Here is a 15,431-nt window from a genome sequence, read left to right on the forward strand (position 1 = left end):
TTACCTTGCGATCGCCTGGGGCTTGATCTTGCGGGAATCGAGCACCTGGTCGATCAATCCATAGTCCATCGCCTCGGCGGCGGTGAGGATCTTGTCGCGCTCGATGTCATTGTTGACCTGCTCCGAGGTACGGCCCGAGTGGTGGGCAAGCGTGTCCTCGAGCCACGTGCGCATGCGCATGACTTCAGCAGCCTGGATCTCAAGGTCCGAGGCCTGTCCGCCCTGGCCGCCGGAGAGCGCCGGCTGGTGGATCAGGACGCGGGCGTTCGGCAATGCGAGGCGCTTGCCGGGAGTGCCGGCGGCGAGCAGCACGGCTGCGGCGCTTGCGGCCTGGCCCAGGCAAACGGTCTGGATCTCAGGGCGGATGTACTGCATGGTGTCGTAAATAGCCGTCATGGCCGTGAACGAACCGCCCGGGGAGTTGATGTACAACGTGATGTCGCGGTCCGGGTCCGTGGACTCGAGCACCAGCAGCTGGGCCATGATGTCGTCTGCGGAAGCGTCGTCAACCTGCACACCGAGGAAGATGATGCGATCCTCGAAGAGCTTCGTGTACGGGTCCTGGCGCTTGAAGCCGTAGGGCGTGCGCTCCTCGAATTGCGGGAGGACGTAGCGGCTGGACGGGAGATTACCGGCAGACCATCCAAAGTTGTAGTTCATTTTATTGCTCCTGATCTGAATGTTTCTTGGTGCCGGTTTACTTCTCGGAGTTCGAGGAGGCCTCGGAATTCGAGGAATTGGCCGTACCGCCGCCGCCGGCGACCGATCCCGCGTGGGCAGAGATCTTGTCGAAGAAGCCGTAGGCGAGGGCCTCGGTGGCCGTGAACCACTTGTCGCGGTCGTTGTCCTTGAGGATGGTCTCCACGGTCTGTCCGGTCTGTTCGGCTGTCAGCTCGGCCATGACCTTCTTCATGTGAAGGATCAGCTCCGCCTGGATCTTGATATCCGACGCCGTGCCACCGATGCCGCCGGAGGGCTGGTGCATCAGGATGCGGGCGTTGGGCGTGGCGTAGCGCTTGCCCTTGGTGCCCGAGGAAAGGAGGAACTGACCCATGGAGGCCGCCAGCCCGGTGGCAACCGTCACGACGTCGTTCGGGATGAACTGCATCGTGTCGTAAATGGCCATGCCGGCGGTCACGGAGCCGCCAGGAGAGTTGATGTACAGGTAGATGTCCTTCTCCGGGTCTTCAGCGGAGAGGAGGAGGAGCTGGGAGCAGATCGCGTTGGCGTTTTCATCACGGACTTCGGATCCGAGCCAGATGATGCGCTCTTTCAGCAGGCGGTTGTAGATGTAGTTGTCCTGGGCCGCTGGATCGACGGTTGCCATCCTGGGCGCCTCTGCGTGCTGTGACATTAGTACTTACCTCTCGCTGGTGACAGGGCCATTGCTGAACTTGCCATCCCTGATCTTCACTACTTGGACACTAACCGTTTTCCACGGCGATTTGTTCTCCCAAATCGCACTGTTCGCTGACGGCGCACGATTGCGGAAGGGGGCGCTTTCCGTGCTCCCCGGGCTTAAACCAAGCCGCCCCCGGATCAAGGATCCGGGGGCGGCGAGAGTTGAAACTAGAACTTCACTGCAGCGGGGTCGTCGCTCGGAACAACAGCTGCTTCTTCGGCTTCCTCGACGGAGGCCTCTTCACCAGCGGGGCGCACGAAGTCGCTGAGGTCCACCTTGTTGCCTTCGGAGTCGACAACCTCGGCCTGGCCGAGGACAACTGCGAGGGCCTTACGGCGACGCACCTCGGAAACCATCATGGGAACCTGGCCGCTCTGATCGATGATCTGGGCGAACTGGTTCGGGTCCATGCCGTACTGGCTTGCCGTGCTGACGATGTAGTCGATCAGCTCGTTCTGGCTGACGCTCACTTCTTCCTTGTCGGCAATGGCGTCAAGGATGATTTCGTTCTTGAAGGCGCGGGCCGTGTTGGCCTTGACCTCGGCGCGGTGCTCCTCGGTGTCGTGCTCGCCTTCACCGTGGGCGTTCTCCGGGTTGAAGTGTGCTTCGAGCTGCTCTTCAACGACAGAGTCCGGAACCGGAACCTCGATGAGCTCGACGAGCTTGTCCAGGACCTTGTCGCGGGCTTCGACACCCTGGCCGACGACCTTGGACTCGGCGGCCTGCTTGGCAAGGTCTTCACGCAGTTCGGCAAGGGTGTCGAACTCCGATGCCAACTGGGCGAAGTCGTCGTTGGCCTCGGGAAGCTCGCGCTCCTTGACGGTCTTGACGACAACCTTGACCTGGGCTGCCTCGCCGGCGTGCTCGCCGCCAACCAGAGTCGTGTCGAAGATTGCTTCTTCTTCGGCCGAAAGGCCGGTGACTGCCTCGTCGAGGCCCTCAAGCATGGTGCCTGCGCCAACCTGGTAGGACAGGCCCGTGGCGGAGTCGATCTCGGCACCGTCGATGGTGGCGGTGATGTCGATGGTCAGGAAGTCACCATCGGCGGCCGGGCGGTCAACGGACTTCAGCGTGCCGAAGCGGCCGCGGAGCTCATCCAGGGCCTTGTCGACGTCGGCGTCGGAGGAATCCGCTGCGGCAACCTCGACCTTGATGCCGGCGTAGTCGGGCAGCTCAACCTCGGGACGGACGTCGATCTCGACCTGGAACTTCAGTTCACCGTCGGTCGAGGACGGGTCCGGAACCTCGGTGATCTCAACTTCGGGGCGGCTCAGCGGGCGGAGGCCGGCTTCCTGGACGGCAGCCTGGTACCAGCCGTTGAGGCCATCGTTGATGGCGGTCTCCAAGACGTAGCCACGGCCAACGCGCTGGTCAACCAGCTTGGAGGGAACCTTGCCCTTGCGGAACCCGGGAACCTGGATCTGCGAAGCAACGGTCTTGTAAGCGGCATCGATGCTCGGCTTCAGTTCCTCAAAGGGAACCTCAACGTTGAGCTTGACCCGCGTGGCGGTGAGGTTCTCGACAGCGCTCTTCACAGTCTAAGTACTCCTGGTTTTGTGGGATGGGGTTCTGCCGCGTCCCGGATCGGGACAGGCACACAGAGTCGGGGTGACAGGATTTGAACCTGCGACTTCCTGCTCCCAAAGCAGGCGCTCTAGCCAAGCTGAGCTACACCCCGTGAATGCACAGGACAGTCTACGGGCATCTCGGCGGAGAATGCACATTTGACACTTGGCCCCTGAATTAGGTTTAGTTATATCCGGCTTCAACAGCCACCGGAAAGATGTGCGGAACACTCTGTGATGTTCATAGAGGTCCATGCAGTCTTGCCCGGGGACGTAGCTTAATGGTAAAGCCTCAGTCTTCCAAACTGATTACGCGGGTTCGATTCCCGTCGTCCCCTCCAAGGAACGAAGGGCCCCTCGGCGAGGGGCCCTTCGTGTTTTCCTGGTGTTTGCGCCCCCGCCGGCGCCGGGTGTTTGCCCGCGCCTGGCGTCAGTTCTGGCAGGCGGGGCACCAATAGAGTTTGCGCGCACCGATCTCTGTCATCCCCACTGCCTCTCCGCATCGCCGGCACGGCTGTCCCTGCCGCTTGTAGACAAAGTGCGCGTCGCCGTCGAGCGCTTCCGCGTTCCCGCCGCTCCACAAAGCCGATGGGGTCGTAACAATCCGCCCGTCACGGACGCCGTCGGACATGGCCGCCACGGTGTCATCCCACAGCCGTCCGCCGGTTTCGGCGTTCAGCGAGCTGCCGGGAGTCCAAGGATCAACGCCTTGGCGGAAGAGCACCTCCGCACGGTAAATGTTGCCGATACCGGCCACGATCGACTGGTCCATGAGGAGGAGCCCGACGGCGGTCTTGCGGCGCAGCAAGCGGCGGATGAACTCCTCGCGGTCGCTAGGGCGATTGTGCAGCGGATCGGGACCTAAGCGTGCCAGGACAGCCGCGGCCTCTGCCTCGGTGATCGCCGCGCACGTCGTGGCGCCCCTCAGGTCCGCCCAGCCGTTCTCAGAAACGAGTCGCACTCGGACGGCGCCCACCGGCTCGGGCGGACCCGCATAGCTGCTTCCGGGGCTCCCTGCGCCCGCATCATGTGAGAAGGTCTCGCGTTCGCCGATCCGCCGCGGCGCCCCGATGCTCGAGGCCCCGCGGAAGGATTCGTCGCCACCGAAATTCCACGCACCGTAGAGACCCAGATGGACATGCAGGAGAATCCCGTGGTCAAAACGGAGGAAGAGCTGCTTGCCGTGCGCCGTGGCTTCAAGCAGCTCGTGGCGGTCCAATAGCGCCGCACCCGCAGTGAAACGGCCTTGGGGGCTGGAGACCTCCAGCATTCGGCCGGCAAAAACATCCTGGAACTGGCGTGCCAGGCGATGGATGGAATGCCCTTCAGGCATTAGGCAACGATTTCGCCGGTGTTCTCGTAAGTGGCGATTTTTCCGATGCGGCGCACGTGGCGTTCGTCGTTGCTGAACGGTTCTTCCAGGAAAGCCTCGATCAGTTCTGTGGCTTCCTCAACGGTGTGCTGGCGGCCGCCGACGGCGACCACGTTGGCGTCGTTGTGCTCTCGGGCCAGTTTCGCAGTGGAGAGGTTCCAGGCGAGCGCGGCCCGGACACCCTTGACCTTGTTCGCGGCAATTTGTTCGCCGTTGCCCGATCCGCCCAGGACGATGCCCAATGCGTGAACGCCGGCCTCTTGGTCGGCGACCACGGCAGCGGCAGCATTGATGCAGAACGACGGGTAGTCATCAAGGGCGTCGTACTCCTTGGGGCCGTGGTCAACGACGTCGTAGCCCTTGGCCGTGAGGCGGCTTACGAGGTGGGCGCTGAGCTCCATGCCGGCGTGGTCCGTGGCAATGTGGACGCGGGGTGTGGTCACAGGAAGTCCATTCAGTCTGGCGCGCGAACGCGGCAAAGCCGGGCGCGGCGGTGAGGGATGCGGTTCCTAGGTTACTAGGACCGGACCCTGGCTCACCTCTTAAGACGAAGCCCCCGCGCCGGATGCCTTCCGGCGCTCAACTGGCCGGAGGCTGTTCACCTCGCTGGGCACGCGCCGCGACGCGGTTCAGGATTCCCGCGAGCCGGTCCGCCGTGGCCGAGGTCCCGGCGCTGAACGCCACCCTGCGGCCGCTGACCTGACGGACGACGACGGCGGGACCGCTGCTCACGAGCATGGCCGTGGCTCCTCCGTGGTGCCGGAGTCCCCAGCCGCCAAAGTCGGCCGCCCTGACTTCCTGCGCGGCCGCGCCTGCGATATCAACGGCCGGCACCCTAAGGACCCGCAGAACGCCCGCGACAAAGACCTGCACCCCTCCCCTGTCCGCCCGGACGCGGACGAACAGGAAACACGCTCCGATGACGGCGACCATTGCCAACAATGCGCCCAACCACGGGAGCGCAATCGCGATCAACATGGCGGGGAACAAAGTGGCCACGCAAATCATCACGAACACCGAACTCCGTGCATGGACCCACAGCAACATGGAATCCTCCGCCAGGCCGGGGTCTTCCGTCCGGATTCGTTCGGCCTCGAGGGCGGCGTCGTCCTCAGGTGTCCAATGCGGGTCAGGCTTGAAAGCCATCATCATGACGACGCCGAGGGGCAACGCCGCACCCGCTCCCAACGCGAGGACCGTGGCATCAACGTGCGAGCTGCGGGCGTCGTCGAGGCCCGTTTGCCCCACGAGCCCGGCGGCAAGTACAGCGGTGATGAAGAGGGTCACCATGAGGCCCATGCCCATCATGACCCTGCGCATAATCACGGGCCGGGCAAGGGGAACCGCCTGGATGAACACCAGCCAGCCAGCCACGACAAGAAACCCTCCGCCGCCGAGAACGTAGGCGAGGAACGGCGCAAAGCTGACTCCGCCGTCGGCGTTCCAAGCGATGGCGACAGGATCCGGAAGGTTGTTGCGCAACATGAGTGCGCATACGCCAAATGCGCCAGCCAGCAGCAGCGGAAATGCCACCGCAAAGCGGAGTGCCCGGAGGTCCAACGAGTCGCGCATCTTTCCCATATTCCAACGCTACCCCGCGCCGACGACACTGTGATCGAGCTTCCTTGCCAAGCCGGGATCAAGTGAAAGAATGACTTCACAGCGCCGGCGCTGGCTGAAACCAACCGGCTTCTCGAAACCCTCTTGGAGGCAAACCTTGCCAGGCCTGAACCTGACGCGCGCCGAAGCCGGACAGCGCGCAGAATTGCTCACCGTGACCTCGTACGACGTCACCCTCGACTTGACGAAGGGCGCCACGGTCTTCGGCTCCACCACGGTGGTGAAGTTTTCCGCCGTCAAGGGCTCCTCGAGCTTTATCGACGCGATCACGGAGACCGTGCACAGCGTGACGCTCAACGGCACCGAACTCGATCCGGCAGTGGTGTCCGACGGCGTCCGCATCCAACTGGCCGGGCTCGCCGCCGAGAACGAACTCAGGGTAGTCGCCGATGCCCCCTATATGAACACCGGTGAGGGCCTGCACCGTTTCGTGGACCCCGTGGACAACGAGGTCTACCTGTACACACAGTTCGAGGTGCCCGATTCCCGCCGCATGTTCGCTGTGTTCGAACAGCCGGACCTCAAGGCCGCATTCACGTTCACGATAACGGCGCCCTCGCACTGGGACCTGATCTCCAACTCGCCCACTCCGGTACCGGTGGAAACCACTCCCGGGGACGACGGCGGTGCGCGCTCCGTCTGGCATTTCGCCCCCACTCCCCGCATCTCTTCCTACGTCACTGCCTTGGTCGCGGGGCCGTACCAATCGGTCCGCAGCAAGGTCACCAGCTCCGATGGCCGCGTCATCCCGCTCGGGGTGTTCGCCCGCAAGTCCCTCATGCAGTACTTGGACGCCGACAACATCTTCGAACTGACCCGCCAGGGTTTTGAGTTCTTCGAGGCCCAGTTCGGATTCCCGTATCCCTTCGAGAAGTACGACCAACTGTTCGTTCCCGAGTTCAATGCCGGCGCGATGGAAAACGCCGGCGCGGTGACCATCCTCGAGGGCTACGTCTTCCGCGGCAAGGTCACTGACGCCCAGGTTGAACGCCGCGCCATCACCGTGCTGCACGAGTTGGCCCACATGTGGTTCGGAGACCTCGTCACGATGCGCTGGTGGAACGACCTCTGGCTCAACGAGTCGTTTGCCGAGTACATGTCCCACCTGGCCGCCGTCGAAAACACCGAATTCGACCGGGCATGGACCACCTTTGCCTCGGTGGAGAAGTCCTGGGCGTACCGGCAGGACCAATTGCCCACGACGCACCCGATTTTCGCCGAGATCAACGATCTCCAGGACGTCGAAGTCAACTTCGACGGAATCACCTATGCCAAGGGAGCTTCCGTGCTGCGGCAGTTGGTTGCCTGGGTTGGCCCGGAACAGTTCATGGCCGGCGTCCGCGAGTATTTCCAGAGGCATGCGTGGCAGAACACCGAACTGGTGGACCTGATGAAGGAACTCGAAGCTGCCAGCGGCCGCGACCTGGACCAGTGGGGAAAGCTCTGGCTCGAGACCGCCGGCGTCAACACCCTCTCACCCGAGCTCGAGGTCGACGCGGACGGAACCATCAGGTCTTTTGCGATCGTGCAGACGGCCATCGACGAGCAGCCCACGCTGCGGCCGCACCGCCTCGCCGTCGGATTCTACGACCTCTCGGGCGAAGGCAAACTTGAGAGGACCCACCGGGAGGAGCTCGACGTCGACGGGCCCCGGACCGAGGTCACGGCCCTTGCCGGAATGGCGCGCCCGGACCTTGTCCTGCTCAACGACGAGGACCTCGCCTACGCGAAGGTGCGCCTCGACCCCGCATCCTTGGCCACCGCGAAGGCCCACCTGAAGGACTTCGCCGGCAGCCTGCCCCGCACCCTGGTGTGGGGCTCGGCCTGGGACGCGGCCCGCGACGGCGAAACCCCCGCCCGGGGCTACGCCGAGCTGATCCTGGCGAACATCGCATCCGAGACCGACTCCTCGGTGATCCAGACCCAGCTCCGCCAACTGGCCACCACCCTGAGCTACTACGTCGCAGCGGAGCACAAGGATGCCGCCACGGTGGCCGCGGCGGACACACTGTGGGAACTCTCGAGGACCGCAGCTGCCGGATCGGACGCCCAGCTCCAATTCGTGAAGTCGTTTGCCTTGCTCGCCGCGAGCAGCTCCCAACTGGACACAATCCAGGCGGTCCTGGACGGCAGCACCGTCCTGGATGGCCTGACGGTTGACCAGGACTTGCGCTGGGAACTCCTCACGTCGCTGGTGGTTGGCGGGCGCGAGGGCCAGGACCGGATCGACGCCGAACTCGAGCGCGACCACACGGCCAATGGCCAGAACGCAGCCGCCTTGGCCACGGCGGCCCTTCCCACTCCCGAGGCCAAGGCCGCCGCATGGAAGAAGATCGTCGTCACGGGCGAGCTTTCCAACGCCATTCAAAGCTCCGCCGTCACCGGCTTCACGCGGGTGCTGGACACCTCCCTGTTGGAGCCATACGCCGAAGGGTACTTCGAGGCGGTCCCGGAGATTGTTGCCAACCGCACCCATGCGCTGGCCCAGCAAATCGTCGTCGGGCTCTACCCGGCGCAGCTGACCACGCAGGCCACGGTTGACCGCACGGACAAGTTCCTCGCCGAACTGCCGGCGGACAGCAGCGCCCTGCGGCGCATGATGCTCGAAAACCGCGACGGCGTTGCCCGTGCCCTCAAGGCCCGGGCGGCAGACGTCTAAAAACCTTCAGGTAAATCACGGTCAGGCCCCGGTTCCGATTCAATGGAGCCGGGGCCTGTTCGTGTGCCGCCCGCGAAAGCACCGCCGATAGACTTTCCGCATGAGCCTGGACGAACACCACTACTCCCTGACCGTGCGCTGGACCGGAAATCTGGGCACCGGGACGTCCACCTACCGCGGCTACGCCAGGGATCACGACGTCGAAATCCCCGGACTGCCCGTCCTGAGGGGATCCTCGGACCCCACCTTCCATGGCGACCGTAGCCGGTACAACCCGGAACAACTGCTCCTCACTGCCCTTTCCCAGTGCCACATGCTGTCCTTCCTGCATGTCGCGGTCAAACACGGGGTGGTGGTGACCGACTACGTGGACCACGCCGAGGGCATGATGAGGCTCAATCGCGATGGCAGCGGCCAGTTCGAAAACGTCACCCTGAAGCCCCAGGTCACGGTTGCCGACCCGGCGCATATTTCCCTCATGGACGAATTGCACCATGAGGCCAACCAGGTGTGCTTTATCGCCCGGAGCGTCAATTTTCCCGTTCTGCATGAGCCAAGCACGACGGTCGCCGCCAGCTAGCCAGATGACAGGAAGGCTGTTCCGTGAGGAACCACGATGCGCATGCGGCCACGTTACGGCGATAGGGTTGAGCGTGGACAGAGTGTTCAGCGCCCGGCAATAAAGGGCCCGGCGAACAATTGGATCCGTGAGGAGCATTCCCGCACATGAACGTCGCCTCGTCGACCGACAACATCGTGGCCGATGCAGCCAAGATCGATTTCGCGTCCATCTTCGTGACGCTGGGCATTGGGTTGGTGGTCTGGGTTGTGGCCCGGTTCATCATTCTGCGTATTACCCGCCGAGTGGCAGAGGGCACCAGCTTCTTCAAGAAACCGCATTTCAGGTGGGTCCAGCCGGCCTTCCGGGCGCTCGACCATGAACGGCGCGCCCAGCGCGCCCACACCATCGGATCACTGCTAACAAGCGTGCTGAGCGTCGTGGTGGTGGTCATCGTCATCATCTACGTCCTCAAATACCTGAATGTGGATATTGCCCCGCTGCTCACGAGCGTCGGTATTTTGGGTGTGGCCATTGGCTTCGGCGCCCAACAGCTCATCCGCGATTTCCTGTCCGGCATCTTCATCACCATCGAGGACCAGTTCGGGATCGGCGATGTGATCGTGACCACTGAAGTGATTGGCACGGTTGAATCCGTGGGCCTCCGGATCACACGGCTCCGGGCCGAAGACGGCGCCATCTGGTATCTGCGCAATGGAGAAATCCTGAGGGTGGGCAACCGCTCGCAAGGCGATTACGTGCCGGAGGACTCAGCCGTCCCGGACGACGTTCCGCCTGCACCGCCGGGTACCGCCCCTGCCGAAACCGCTGCATCCGGTGCGCCCCAGACTTCAAAGGAATCCCTCAAGATTCGAGAGCAGAAAGCAGGTGAGTGACATGAGCAGCCAGCCGGAATCCGCACCACCGCAACCGGCCGAACGGCGGCAGTTGATGCAAAACGATCCGTTCAGCCAGCCTGCCTACACCGACAGCTTCTATGACGCCATCGGCGGCCACGAGACTTTCGTGAAACTCATCGATGTCTTCTACGACGGCGTCGCCGGAGATCCGTTGCTCCGGCCCATGTACCCGGAACAAGACCTCGCCCCGGCAAAGCGGCGGTTCCTCATGTTCCTTGAGCAGTATTGGGGCGGCCCGGGCACGTACAGCGAGGAACGCGGGCACCCCCGCTTGAGAATGCGGCACATGCCGTTCCAGGTGACACCCGAAGCCAAGGACCGCTGGCTCTTCCACATGCGCGCGGCAGTGGATTCCCTCGAATTGTCGCCGCTTCATGAAGGCACGCTGTGGGACTACATGGAACGGGCTGCGCTCACGATGGTCAACAGCCCGTCGGTCCAGCAGCCCTGAGGCTTGTTGGCGAGCGGCTGCGTAGCCATGGGACTGGCCCGGGATTGGGCCAGTCCTGGCTCAGGTTCAGCGGGCTTGGAAGGCCAGGCCTGATCCGGATCGTGCCAGGATGTGGCCCCGGCTCCCGCTGAGCCGGAACCAACGTCCGTTGCGGAAGAGCCGGTGTTCGCCGTCACCAAGGAAGCCGAGCGCCAAGGCCGCGAACGCCGCCCCTGCGGGCACGCCGTCGAGTCCCGGAATCTCCCGGCCCCACACCGCGGCCCTGGCATTGTTGACGATCAAGGCGCCAGGCTGTTCCGGAACAATCCCGGCCACCTCGGCAATGCCGGCATTCGCGACGGCCTTGAGTTCGGCGTCGGGCACTGAACCCAGCGGCTCCCAGCCGCTGCGGGGAGCCCCGACTCCAGCCCAGGATTCGGAAACGGTCGACGGCGGGATCGGAAGTTCGACGTCGTCGGCACCGGAACGCGCCAAGCGGTCCAGGACCGAGGACAGGGTCACGGTGACGTCCGCATGCGCGTCATCGGCGAGGGCGATGGTCCGTAGCCCGAGAATGGTCGGCGTCGCTTCGCCCAGGAGGCGGGGCCTCAGGACGCACACATATGCAGCCAGGACGCGGCCGGAGGCTTGCAGCCGGATGGCGCCATCGTCGATGCTCTTGGCACGCGTGACATAAGTGCGGAGATCCGCCAGATCACGGGGATCGACGAAATGGAAGGACTGGGTCAATACATCGGACACATCATCGACTCTACCGGCATGTCCGCGGTTGAGAGGGGTCAGGGTGGCGTCTAGAGTCGAACCATGACTGACGCGCACGCCGGCCTGGAACATCAGGTTGCCCTGGAGGACCCCACATCCACCCTCATCGAGTTGCTGTCCCTGGCCGACTTCGACGGCGCGAGGACAGCCGAGGACATCTTCCTTGGGCCGTCGCAGAAACAGCCGCGCCACCGGGTATTCGGCGGGCAGGTGCTCGCCCAGTCGCTCGTAGCCGGTATGCGCACCGTAGAGGAAGACCGGACCGTCCATTCAATGCACGGCTATTTCCTTCGTCCGGGGGACGCCAACCAGCCGATCACTTTCAGTGTTGAACGGCTTCGTGATGGACGCTCATTCTCCGCGCGTCGGGTGCACGCTTATCAAGAAGGCCAACCGATCCTGTCGATGATCGCTTCCTTCCAGACCGAAGCGGAAGGCGTGGAACACCAATCCTCCATGCCGGCCGGAATCCCGGACCCCGAAACACTGCCGAGCACCGCCGAACTCCTCCAGAAGTACGACCATCCACTCGCCCGCCACATGTCGTTCGAGCGGCCCTTCGATGTCCGCCACGTAGACCCCGCGCTCTACGTCGAAGCGCCCAAGGACCGGGTAGCCAGCAATGCCGTGTGGATGAAGACCTTTGGCCCGATGCCGGACGATCCCAACCTCCATCTGGCCGCCCTGGCCTACGCGAGCGACTACACCATCCTGGAATCGGTGCTGCGCAAGAACGGATTGAGCTGGATGACGCCCGGCATGAGCGTGGCGAGCCTTGACCATGCCATGTGGTGGCATCGTCCCGTCCGCGTGGACGAGTGGTTGCTCTACGTGCAGGAGTCCCCCAGCGCCCAAGGCGCCCGCGGACTGGCCACCGGCAAGATCTTCAGCCGTGATGGCCAACATGTCGCCACGGTGGCGCAAGAGGGCATGCTCCGGATCCCGTAGTCGCTACTCGAGTAGCTACCACAACTCGGCCGAGATTCTGCGCAGCAAAGAAGGCCGGCGCCACGGGAGAATATCCAGGGCGCCGGCCCTCTTTGGAGCAATCCGCTTAGTCGCGGGTCAGCTTGCGGTGCGTGACACGGTGCGGCTTGGCAGCGTCTGGACCGAGGCGCTCCACCTTGTTCTCCTCGTAGGACTCGAAGTTACCCTCGAACCAGTACCACTTCGACGGGTTCTCCTCGTCGCCTTCGTAGGCCAGGATGTGGGTGGCAACCCGGTCGAGGAACCACCGGTCGTGCGAGACCACGACGGCGCAGCCGGGGAACTCGAGCAAGGCGTTCTCAAGACTGCTGAGGGTTTCGACGTCTAGGTCGTTGGTGGGCTCGTCAAGAAGCAGGAGGTTTCCGCCCTGCTTGAGGGTCAGTGCCAGGTTCAGGCGGTTACGCTCACCACCGGAGAGCACGCCGGCCTTCTTCTGCTGGTCCGGTCCCTTGAAGCCGAAGGCCGCGACATAGGCGCGGGACGGCATTTCAACATGGCCGACCTGGATGAAGTCCAGGCCGTCTGAAACGACCTCCCACAGGGTCTTGTTGGGGTCGATGCCGCCACGGCTCTGGTCGGCGTAGGAGATCTTGACCGAGTCACCGATCTTGAGGTCGCCGCCGTCGAGCGGTTCCAGCCCGACGATGGTCTTGAACAGCGTGGTCTTGCCGACACCGTTAGGACCGATGACGCCGACTATGCCGTTGCGGGGCAGCGTGAACGAAAGCCCGTCGATCAGGGTCCGGTCTTCGAAGCCCTTCTGCAGGTTCTTGGCTTCCAGGACCAGGCCACCCAGGCGCGGTCCCGGCGGAATCTGGATTTCCTCGAAGTCGAGCTTCCTGGTGCGGTCAGCCTCGGCTGCCATTTCCTCGTACCGGGCCAGACGGGCCTTCGACTTGGTCTGGCGGCCCTTGGCGTTGGAGCGGACCCATTCAAGTTCCTCGGTGAGGCGCTTGGCCTGCTTGGCGTCTTTCTTGCCCTGGATTTCGAGGCGGGCGCGCTTCTTCTCCAAGTACGTGGAGTAGTTGCCTTCATAGGGGTAAAGACGGCCGCGGTCCACTTCACAGATCCACTCGGCGACGTGGTCGAGGAAGTAGCGGTCGTGGGTGATGGCGAGGACGGCACCGGGGTAGGAAGAGAGGTGCTGCTCGAGCCACAGTACACTTTCGGCGTCCAAGTGGTTGGTGGGCTCGTCAAGGAGCAGGAGGTCAGGCTTCTGCAGCAGGAGCTTGCAGAGCGCCACGCGGCGGCGCTCACCACCTGACAGGACCGTCACGTCGGAGTCGCCCGGCGGGCAGCGGAGTGCGTCCATGGCCTGCTCGAGCTGGGAATCGATGTCCCACGCATCTGCGGCGTCGATCGCTTCCTGGAGGTGGCCCATTTCCTCCAGCAGGGTGTCGTAGTCGGCGTCCGGGTTGGCCATTTCCTCGGAGATCTCGTTAAAGCGCTGGATCTTCGAGTAGATCTCGCCCACGCCTTCCTGGACGTTGCCCAGGACGGTCTTTTCCTCGTTCAGGGGCGGCTCCTGCAGGAGGATGCCCACGGAGTAGCCGGGGCTGAGGCGGGCTTCGCCGTTCGACGGTGTGTCGATGCCAGCCATGATCTTCAGGATCGTGGATTTGCCGGCTCCGTTCGGGCCAACGACGCCGATCTTCGCGCCAGGGAAGAACGACATGCTGACATCGTCCAAGATTAGTTTTTCGCCAACGGCCTTGCGAGCCTTGGTCATCGTGTAAATGAATTCCGCCATGCCGTTAAATCTAATGGGTGGCAAGGCATAACTCACATTCGGCCCTGCTAGCGGGAATCCCCGACGAAGCATTTGCCGCTGGCCAAGACGGGCAGGACCGACACTGAAACCTGGCCGTCCCTGATCTCGCCCATGACACAGTCCTTGTCCAGTTTGGCCGCGGCCTCGATGGCGTCGACATCCAGTCCGGTCGGCGTCTTGCTCGCGGATACTTCCACAGCGGAGGCTGGGATGCCGGCCGAAACGAGCTGCGATCGCAGTGCATCTTGTGCCGGTTTGGGGGTTGCCGCGGCAATGGTTTTGAGTACGGTCTCCATGGTCTGCTTCAGGGCGGCAGTGCCCGGGCTGAGCGAAGCCGATGCCGATGGGTTCCCGGCACTGGGTGGAACAGCGGCAGTGGCGCTGGCTGTACCCGATGGGGCAGGCGATGAAACCGGCGCGCTTCCTGACACCACGGGAGCAGGCGCCGTGCAGCCGGCCATCATTCCGGCCAGGAGTAACGGCACTGCAAGCAGCAAACCTGGGCTTCCGGCCGCGTGGCGGCGTCCTGATGGTTTTCGCGGCGTTCCCCTGCTCATCACCCGGCCATTCTGCCATGCGGCGCGCCCCCTGCTGCGCCGCACGGCGTCCGCGGATGCCCGCGACGTTCCCTGTTTGGGGCGCCGGCGTCATTTCAGGCCTCGCGTCCTTTCAGGCCGTGGCGTCATTTCAAACCTTGGCGTCCACAAGTTCTCCCGTCTCAGTATCAACAAGAACCGGCTCATCATCTTCTCCAGCCGAAACAATGACTCCCCGCTCGGCTCCGGCACTGCCATCCTCATCGTCATGCGGGCAGTCCTCGCCATCGTCCTCCGCAGAAGGCCACGGGTTCTCCGGCTCCACCTCAGGGGCCGCAGGCATGCCCTGCGGGCTGGTGCTACCGGTGGTCCGGATGAAGTTCGCCGAACCCCACATGAGGTCGTGACCCACCGACTCGGCGACGATTTCGGCAACGTGGTAGATCTTGCCGTCGTGTTCCCATTGCCTCAACTTCAGTTTCCCGACCACGATGACCCGCTGGCCCTTCTTGACGCTGCATCCTATGTTTCCCGCGAGATGCCTGAACGCCTGGACGCTGAACCAATTGGTGTTGCCGTCCACCCAGACATCGTTGGCGCGGTCGAACCTGCGCTCCGTGGAACCCAACCGGAACGAGGCCGTTCCCGTTCCGCCCGGGGTCGTCGAACTTTTGGGTTCCGTAGCGACGAATCCCCGGACAGTGATGATGTCGTTCATGGTGTAGTCCTAACGTGAGTTGAGTTGCCTGTCTGGCTCTTTCAGCTTCACGGGCCGCGCAGATCCGCGGCAGTATGGACTTCGCGTATGTGGATAGCCAGCCCGAATG

General features: G+C 63.6%; 15 protein-coding genes and 2 tRNA genes. 6 read left to right on the forward strand and 11 right to left on the reverse strand.

The features are described 5' to 3' along the window. From ACFVTG_RS03045 to ACFVTG_RS03060, 4 genes are all read right to left on the reverse strand, one after another. Window positions 1–660, reverse strand: coding sequence for an ATP-dependent Clp protease proteolytic subunit (locus tag ACFVTG_RS03045; protein ID WP_078108671.1), 660 nt, complete (start codon window positions 658–660; stop codon window positions 1–3). A 37-nt stretch (window positions 661–697) separates the two neighbouring features. Further along, entirely contained in the window at window positions 698–1,327 is a 630-nt protein-coding gene (locus ACFVTG_RS03050; RefSeq protein WP_284751984.1) for an ATP-dependent Clp protease proteolytic subunit, read from the reverse strand. Window positions 1,328–1,569: 242 nt separating this feature from the next. Then, window positions 1,570–2,937 (reverse strand): trigger factor, encoded by a 1,368-nt coding sequence (tig, locus tag ACFVTG_RS03055; RefSeq protein ID WP_390277834.1) that lies wholly within the window; start codon window positions 2,935–2,937, stop codon window positions 1,570–1,572. A 68-nt stretch (window positions 2,938–3,005) separates the two neighbouring features. Continuing rightward, a tRNA-Pro gene (locus ACFVTG_RS03060) sits at window positions 3,006–3,080 on the reverse strand. Between the two features lie 154 nt (window positions 3,081–3,234). Between ACFVTG_RS03060 and ACFVTG_RS03065 the strand changes: the two genes are divergently transcribed. Then, window positions 3,235–3,308 (forward strand) — tRNA-Gly (locus ACFVTG_RS03065). Between the two features lie 89 nt (window positions 3,309–3,397). Here the strand turns inward: ACFVTG_RS03065 and ACFVTG_RS03070 are convergent. From ACFVTG_RS03070 to ACFVTG_RS03080, 3 genes are all read right to left on the reverse strand, one after another. Beyond that, complete coding sequence (locus tag ACFVTG_RS03070; protein WP_390277836.1) at window positions 3,398–4,300, reverse strand: Fpg/Nei family DNA glycosylase; 903 nt, start codon at window positions 4,298–4,300, stop codon at window positions 3,398–3,400. After that, complete coding sequence (locus ACFVTG_RS03075; RefSeq protein WP_390277838.1) at window positions 4,300–4,782, reverse strand: ribose-5-phosphate isomerase; 483 nt, start codon at window positions 4,780–4,782, stop codon at window positions 4,300–4,302. Before ACFVTG_RS03075 ends, ACFVTG_RS03070 begins: the two co-directional genes overlap by 1 nt. A 136-nt stretch (window positions 4,783–4,918) precedes the next feature. Then, the gene (locus ACFVTG_RS03080; protein WP_390277840.1) at window positions 4,919–5,920 is read right to left on the reverse strand and encodes a hypothetical protein; all 1,002 of its coding nucleotides are present in this window, start codon (window positions 5,918–5,920) and stop codon (window positions 4,919–4,921) included. A 136-nt stretch (window positions 5,921–6,056) separates the two neighbouring features. Between ACFVTG_RS03080 and pepN the strand changes: the two genes are divergently transcribed. From pepN to ACFVTG_RS03100, 4 genes are all read left to right on the forward strand, one after another. Continuing rightward, window positions 6,057–8,618: an aminopeptidase N gene (gene pepN, locus ACFVTG_RS03085; protein ID WP_390277842.1), complete on the forward strand. Its 2,562-nt coding sequence runs from the start codon at window positions 6,057–6,059 to the stop codon at window positions 8,616–8,618. 100 nt (window positions 8,619–8,718) lie between these two features. Continuing rightward, window positions 8,719–9,198 carry an OsmC family protein gene (locus tag ACFVTG_RS03090; protein WP_390277844.1) on the forward strand — a complete coding sequence of 160 codons (480 nt, stop codon included), beginning with the start codon at window positions 8,719–8,721 and terminating at the stop codon, window positions 9,196–9,198. Between the two features lie 146 nt (window positions 9,199–9,344). Next, complete coding sequence (locus ACFVTG_RS03095) at window positions 9,345–10,073, forward strand: mechanosensitive ion channel family protein (RefSeq protein WP_390277846.1); 729 nt, start codon at window positions 9,345–9,347, stop codon at window positions 10,071–10,073. A 1-nt stretch (window position 10,074) separates the two neighbouring features. After that, window positions 10,075–10,548 (forward strand): globin, encoded by a 474-nt coding sequence (locus ACFVTG_RS03100; RefSeq protein ID WP_390277848.1) that lies wholly within the window; start codon window positions 10,075–10,077, stop codon window positions 10,546–10,548. 66 nt (window positions 10,549–10,614) lie between these two features. Here the strand turns inward: ACFVTG_RS03100 and ACFVTG_RS03105 are convergent, their stop codons facing one another. Further along, complete coding sequence (locus ACFVTG_RS03105) at window positions 10,615–11,289, reverse strand: hypothetical protein (protein WP_390277850.1); 675 nt, start codon at window positions 11,287–11,289, stop codon at window positions 10,615–10,617. Window positions 11,290–11,352: 63 nt separating this feature from the next. Here ACFVTG_RS03105 and tesB point away from each other — a divergent pair, with 63 nt between their 5' ends. Further along, a complete protein-coding gene (tesB, locus tag ACFVTG_RS03110) occupies window positions 11,353–12,258 on the forward strand; it encodes an acyl-CoA thioesterase II (RefSeq protein WP_390277852.1) in 906 nt (301 codons plus the stop codon). A gap of 106 nt (window positions 12,259–12,364) precedes the next feature. Here the strand turns inward: tesB and ettA are convergent, their stop codons facing one another. The 3 genes from ettA to ACFVTG_RS03125 all read right to left on the reverse strand — a co-directional run bounded on the left by ettA (window position 12,365) and on the right by ACFVTG_RS03125 (window position 15,322). After that, window positions 12,365–14,047: an energy-dependent translational throttle protein EttA gene (gene ettA, locus ACFVTG_RS03115; protein WP_284751952.1), complete on the reverse strand. Its 1,683-nt coding sequence runs from the start codon at window positions 14,045–14,047 to the stop codon at window positions 12,365–12,367. Between the two features lie 47 nt (window positions 14,048–14,094). After that, entirely contained in the window at window positions 14,095–14,553 is a 459-nt protein-coding gene (locus tag ACFVTG_RS03120; RefSeq protein WP_284751953.1) for a DUF6993 domain-containing protein, read from the reverse strand. Between the two features lie 202 nt (window positions 14,554–14,755). Then, window positions 14,756–15,322, reverse strand: a complete 567-nt coding sequence (locus ACFVTG_RS03125) for a single-stranded DNA-binding protein (protein ID WP_390277854.1) — start codon at window positions 15,320–15,322, stop codon at window positions 14,756–14,758. Window positions 15,323–15,431 lie beyond the last annotated feature (109 nt).

Origin of the sequence: Arthrobacter sp. NPDC058127, assembly GCF_042884555.1 — a bacterium.
Classification (GTDB): domain Bacteria; phylum Actinomycetota; class Actinomycetes; order Actinomycetales; family Micrococcaceae; genus Arthrobacter.

Excerpts from the sequence above, each read along its gene's own strand:
- ACFVTG_RS03045 (WP_078108671.1), bottom strand. The coding sequence starts at position 660 with ATGAACTACAACTTTGGATGGTCTGCCGGTAATCTCCCGTCCAGCCGC.
- ACFVTG_RS03050 (WP_284751984.1), bottom strand. The coding sequence starts at position 1,327 with ATGGCAACCGTCGATCCAGCGGCCCAGGACAACTACATCTACAACCGC.
- ACFVTG_RS03070 (WP_390277836.1), bottom strand. The coding sequence starts at position 4,300 with ATGCCTGAAGGGCATTCCATCCATCGCCTGGCACGCCAGTTCCAGGAT.
- ACFVTG_RS03080 (WP_390277840.1), bottom strand. The coding sequence starts at position 5,920 with ATGGGAAAGATGCGCGACTCGTTGGACCTCCGGGCACTCCGCTTTGCG.
- ACFVTG_RS03090 (WP_390277844.1), top strand. The coding sequence starts at position 8,719 with ATGAGCCTGGACGAACACCACTACTCCCTGACCGTGCGCTGGACCGGA.
- ACFVTG_RS03095 (WP_390277846.1), top strand. The coding sequence starts at position 9,345 with ATGAACGTCGCCTCGTCGACCGACAACATCGTGGCCGATGCAGCCAAG.
- ACFVTG_RS03100 (WP_390277848.1), top strand. The coding sequence starts at position 10,075 with ATGAGCAGCCAGCCGGAATCCGCACCACCGCAACCGGCCGAACGGCGG.
- tesB (WP_390277852.1), top strand. The coding sequence starts at position 11,353 with ATGACTGACGCGCACGCCGGCCTGGAACATCAGGTTGCCCTGGAGGAC.
- ettA (WP_284751952.1), bottom strand. The coding sequence starts at position 14,047 with ATGGCGGAATTCATTTACACGATGACCAAGGCTCGCAAGGCCGTTGGC.
- ACFVTG_RS03125 (WP_390277854.1), bottom strand. The coding sequence starts at position 15,322 with ATGAACGACATCATCACTGTCCGGGGATTCGTCGCTACGGAACCCAAA.